Source organism: Amycolatopsis sp. NPDC051372, from assembly GCF_040682095.1.
In the GTDB taxonomy this organism is placed as follows: Bacteria; Actinomycetota; Actinomycetes; order Mycobacteriales; family Pseudonocardiaceae; genus Amycolatopsis.
Map to the genome: position 1 here is coordinate 1 of NZ_JBFBAF010000081.1, position 5,563 is coordinate 5,563.

A 5,563-nucleotide genomic window follows, 5' to 3' on the forward strand; every position below is an offset into this window, starting at 1 on the left:
CGACTCCATCGACACGGCGGATGTGAATCACTTCACACAAACAGCCGGTTCGGTTGAAGAGAAAAATCCTGAAATTCAGGGTTGACTCTGAAAGAGGAAAGCGTAATATACGCCACCTCGCGACAGTGCGCTAAAGCGCGTCGCAACTGCTCTTTAACAATTTATCAGACAATCTGTGTGGGCACTCGAAGATACGGATTCTTAACGTCGAAAGACGAAAAATGAATACCAAGTCTCAAGAGTGAACACGTAATTCATTACGAAGTTTAATTCTTTGAGCATCAAACTTTTAAATTGAAGAGTTTGATCATGGCTCAGATTGAACGCTGGCGGCAGGCCTAACACATGCAAGTCGAACGGTAACAGGAAACAGCTTGCTGTTTCGCTGACGAGTGGCGGACGGGTGAGTAATGTCTGGGAAACTGCCTGATGGAGGGGGATAACTACTGGAAACGGTAGCTAATACCGCATAACGTCGCAAGACCAAAGAGGGGGACCTTCGGGCCTCTTGCCATCGGATGTGCCCAGATGGGATTAGCTAGTAGGTGGGGTAACGGCTCACCTAGGCGACGATCCCTAGCTGGTCTGAGAGGATGACCAGCCACACTGGAACTGAGACACGGTCCAGACTCCTACGGGAGGCAGCAGTGGGGAATATTGCACAATGGGCGCAAGCCTGATGCAGCCATGCCGCGTGTATGAAGAAGGCCTTCGGGTTGTAAAGTACTTTCAGCGGGGAGGAAGGGAGTAAAGTTAATACCTTTGCTCATTGACGTTACCCGCAGAAGAAGCACCGGCTAACTCCGTGCCAGCAGCCGCGGTAATACGGAGGGTGCAAGCGTTAATCGGAATTACTGGGCGTAAAGCGCACGCAGGCGGTTTGTTAAGTCAGATGTGAAATCCCCGGGCTCAACCTGGGAACTGCATCTGATACTGGCAAGCTTGAGTCTCGTAGAGGGGGGTAGAATTCCAGGTGTAGCGGTGAAATGCGTAGAGATCTGGAGGAATACCGGTGGCGAAGGCGGCCCCCTGGACGAAGACTGACGCTCAGGTGCGAAAGCGTGGGGAGCAAACAGGATTAGATACCCTGGTAGTCCACGCCGTAAACGATGTCGACTTGGAGGTTGTGCCCTTGAGGCGTGGCTTCCGGAGCTAACGCGTTAAGTCGACCGCCTGGGGAGTACGGCCGCAAGGTTAAAACTCAAATGAATTGACGGGGGCCCGCACAAGCGGTGGAGCATGTGGTTTAATTCGATGCAACGCGAAGAACCTTACCTGGTCTTGACATCCACAGAACTTTCCAGAGATGGATTGGTGCCTTCGGGAACTGTGAGACAGGTGCTGCATGGCTGTCGTCAGCTCGTGTTGTGAAATGTTGGGTTAAGTCCCGCAACGAGCGCAACCCTTATCCTTTGTTGCCAGCGGTCCGGCCGGGAACTCAAAGGAGACTGCCAGTGATAAACTGGAGGAAGGTGGGGATGACGTCAAGTCATCATGGCCCTTACGACCAGGGCTACACACGTGCTACAATGGCGCATACAAAGAGAAGCGACCTCGCGAGAGCAAGCGGACCTCATAAAGTGCGTCGTAGTCCGGATTGGAGTCTGCAACTCGACTCCATGAAGTCGGAATCGCTAGTAATCGTGGATCAGAATGCCACGGTGAATACGTTCCCGGGCCTTGTACACACCGCCCGTCACACCATGGGAGTGGGTTGCAAAAGAAGTAGGTAGCTTAACCTTCGGGAGGGCGCTTACCACTTTGTGATTCATGACTGGGGTGAAGTCGTAACAAGGTAACCGTAGGGGAACCTGCGGTTGGATCACCTCCTTACCTTAAAGAAGCGTACTTTGCAGTGCTCACACAGATTGTCTGATAGAAAGTGAAAAGCAAGGCGTCTTGCGAAGCAGACTGATACGTCCCCTTCGTCTAGAGGCCCAGGACACCGCCCTTTCACGGCGGTAACAGGGGTTCGAATCCCCTAGGGGACGCCACTTGCTGGTTTGTGAGTGAAAGTCGCCGACCTTAATATCTCAAAACTCATCTTCGGGTGATGTTTGAGATATTTGCTCTTTAAAAATCTGGATCAAGCTGAAAATTGAAACACTGAACAATGAAAGTTGTTCGTGAGTCTCTCAAATTTTCGCAACTCTGAAGTGAAACATCTTCGGGTTGTGAGGTTAAGCGACTAAGCGTACACGGTGGATGCCCTGGCAGTCAGAGGCGATGAAGGACGTGCTAATCTGCGATAAGCGTCGGTAAGGTGATATGAACCGTTATAACCGGCGATTTCCGAATGGGGAAACCCAGTGTGATTCGACACACTATCATTAACTGAATCCATAGGTTAATGAGGCGAACCGGGGGAACTGAAACATCTAAGTACCCCGAGGAAAAGAAATCAACCGAGATTCCCCCAGTAGCGGCGAGCGAACGGGGAGCAGCCCAGAGCCTGAATCAGTGTGTGTGTTAGTGGAAGCGTCTGGAAAGGCGCGCGATACAGGGTGACAGCCCCGTACACAAAAATGCACATGCTGTGAGCTCGATGAGTAGGGCGGGACACGTGGTATCCTGTCTGAATATGGGGGGACCATCCTCCAAGGCTAAATACTCCTGACTGACCGATAGTGAACCAGTACCGTGAGGGAAAGGCGAAAAGAACCCCGGCGAGGGGAGTGAAAAAGAACCTGAAACCGTGTACGTACAAGCAGTGGGAGCACAGAGCAATCTGTGTGACTGCGTACCTTTTGTATAATGGGTCAGCGACTTATATTCTGTAGCAAGGTTAACCGAATAGGGGAGCCGAAGGGAAACCGAGTCTTAACTGGGCGTTAAGTTGCAGGGTATAGACCCGAAACCCGGTGATCTAGCCATGGGCAGGTTGAAGGTTGGGTAACACTAACTGGAGGACCGAACCGACTAATGTTGAAAAATTAGCGGATGACTTGTGGCTGGGGGTGAAAGGCCAATCAAACCGGGAGATAGCTGGTTCTCCCCGAAAGCTATTTAGGTAGCGCCTCGTGAATTCATCTCCGGGGGTAGAGCACTGTTTCGGCAAGGGGGTCATCCCGACTTACCAACCCGATGCAAACTGCGAATACCGGAGAATGTTATCACGGGAGACACACGGCGGGTGCTAACGTCCGTCGTGAAGAGGGAAACAACCCAGACCGCCAGCTAAGGTCCCAAAGTCATGGTTAAGTGGGAAACGATGTGGGAAGGCCCAGACAGCCAGGATGTTGGCTTAGAAGCAGCCATCATTTAAAGAAAGCGTAATAGCTCACTGGTCGAGTCGGCCTGCGCGGAAGATGTAACGGGGCTAAACCATGCACCGAAGCTGCGGCAGCGACGCTTATGCGTTGTTGGGTAGGGGAGCGTTCTGTAAGCCTGTGAAGGTGTGCTGTGAGGCATGCTGGAGGTATCAGAAGTGCGAATGCTGACATAAGTAACGATAAAGCGGGTGAAAAGCCCGCTCGCCGGAAGACCAAGGGTTCCTGTCCAACGTTAATCGGGGCAGGGTGAGTCGACCCCTAAGGCGAGGCCGAAAGGCGTAGTCGATGGGAAACAGGTTAATATTCCTGTACTTGGTGTTACTGCGAAGGGGGGACGGAGAAGGCTATGTTGGCCGGGCGACGGTTGTCCCGGTTTAAGCGTGTAGGCTGGTTTTCCAGGCAAATCCGGAAAATCAAGGCTGAGGCGTGATGACGAGGCACTACGGTGCTGAAGCAACAAATGCCCTGCTTCCAGGAAAAGCCTCTAAGCATCAGGTAACATCAAATCGTACCCCAAACCGACACAGGTGGTCAGGTAGAGAATACCAAGGCGCTTGAGAGAACTCGGGTGAAGGAACTAGGCAAAATGGTGCCGTAACTTCGGGAGAAGGCACGCTGATATGTAGGTGAAGTCCCTCGCGGATGGAGCTGAAATCAGTCGAAGATACCAGCTGGCTGCAACTGTTTATTAAAAACACAGCACTGTGCAAACACGAAAGTGGACGTATACGGTGTGACGCCTGCCCGGTGCCGGAAGGTTAATTGATGGGGTTAGCGGTAACGCGAAGCTCTTGATCGAAGCCCCGGTAAACGGCGGCCGTAACTATAACGGTCCTAAGGTAGCGAAATTCCTTGTCGGGTAAGTTCCGACCTGCACGAATGGCGTAATGATGGCCAGGCTGTCTCCACCCGAGACTCAGTGAAATTGAACTCGCTGTGAAGATGCAGTGTACCCGCGGCAAGACGGAAAGACCCCGTGAACCTTTACTATAGCTTGACACTGAACATTGAGCCTTGATGTGTAGGATAGGTGGGAGGCTTTGAAGTGTGGACGCCAGTCTGCATGGAGCCGGCCTTGAAATACCACCCTTTAATGTTTGATGTTCTAACGTTGGCCCCTGATCGGGGTTGCGGACAGTGTCTGGTGGGTAGTTTGACTGGGGCGGTCTCCTCCTAAAGAGTAACGGAGGAGCACGAAGGTTGGCTAATCCTGGTCGGACATCAGGAGGTTAGTGCAATGGCATAAGCCAGCTTGACTGCGAGCGTGACGGCGCGAGCAGGTGCGAAAGCAGGTCATAGTGATCCGGTGGTTCTGAATGGAAGGGCCATCGCTCAACGGATAAAAGGTACTCCGGGGATAACAGGCTGATACCGCCCAAGAGTTCATATCGACGGCGGTGTTTGGCACCTCGATGTCGGCTCATCACATCCTGGGGCTGAAGTAGGTCCCAAGGGTATGGCTGTTCGCCATTTAAAGTGGTACGCGAGCTGGGTTTAGAACGTCGTGAGACAGTTCGGTCCCTATCTGCCGTGGGCGCTGGAGAACTGAGGGGGGCTGCTCCTAGTACGAGAGGACCGGAGTGGACGCATCACTGGTGTTCGGGTTGTCATGCCAATGGCACTGCCCGGTAGCTAAATGCGGAAGAGATAAGTGCTGAAAGCATCTAAGCACGAAACTTGCCCCGAGATGAGTTCTCCCTGACTCCTTGAGAGTCCTGAAGGAACGTTGAAGACGACGACGTTGATAGGCCGGGTGTGTAAGCGCAGCGATGCGTTGAGCTAACCGGTACTAATGAACCGTGAGGCTTAACCTTACAACGCCGAAGCTGTTTTGGCGGATGAGAGAAGATTTTCAGCCTGATACAGATTAAATCAGAACGCAGAAGCGGTCTGATAAAACAGAATTTGCCTGGCGGCCGTAGCGCGGTGGTCCCACCTGACCCCATGCCGAACTCAGAAGTGAAACGCCGTAGCGCCGATGGTAGTGTGGGGTCTCCCCATGCGAGAGTAGGGAACTGCCAGGCATCAAATTAAGCGAAAGGCCATCCGTCAGGATGGCCTTTTTGCGTTGGTGAAAAAAATACCTGATGCGACGCTGCGCGTCTTATACTCCCACATATGCCAGATTCAGCAACGGATACGGTTTCCCCAACTTGCCTACTTCCATACGTGTCCTCCTTACCAGAAATTTATCCTTAAGCTCCTCAATAACCATTTTCCTGCTAACTAAATTCATGGTTAAGGTTGCATTGAAGGCCGCGGGAGGCGGCGACAGCAGCGGGTTGGTGGTC

1 protein-coding gene, 1 tRNA gene and 3 rRNA genes are annotated in these 5,563 nt (G+C 52.5%); 4 read left to right on the forward strand and 1 reads right to left on the reverse strand.

Going from position 1 to position 5,563, the window contains the following annotated elements; all coding sequences use genetic code 11:
• Positions 1-291 precede the first annotated feature (291 nt).
• From AB0M56_RS50205 to rrf, 4 genes are all read left to right on the forward strand, one after another.
• Positions 292-1,833, forward strand: a 16S ribosomal RNA gene (locus tag AB0M56_RS50205).
• Positions 1,834-1,918: 85 nt separating this feature from the next.
• Positions 1,919-1,994: transfer RNA gene (locus AB0M56_RS50210), tRNA-Glu, on the forward strand.
• A 184-nt stretch (positions 1,995-2,178) separates the two neighbouring features.
• Positions 2,179-5,086: ribosomal RNA gene (locus AB0M56_RS50215) — 23S ribosomal RNA — on the forward strand.
• Positions 5,087-5,180: 94 nt separating this feature from the next.
• Positions 5,181-5,296: ribosomal RNA gene (gene rrf, locus AB0M56_RS50220) — 5S ribosomal RNA — on the forward strand.
• The 16S, 23S and 5S rRNA genes sit together here with 1 tRNA gene alongside, the layout of an rRNA operon.
• A gap of 80 nt (positions 5,297-5,376) precedes the next feature.
• Here the strand turns inward: rrf and AB0M56_RS50225 are convergent.
• Positions 5,377-5,563 (reverse strand): hypothetical protein (locus tag AB0M56_RS50225; RefSeq protein WP_364190685.1); only part of this gene is annotated, 187 nt, incomplete at its 5' end.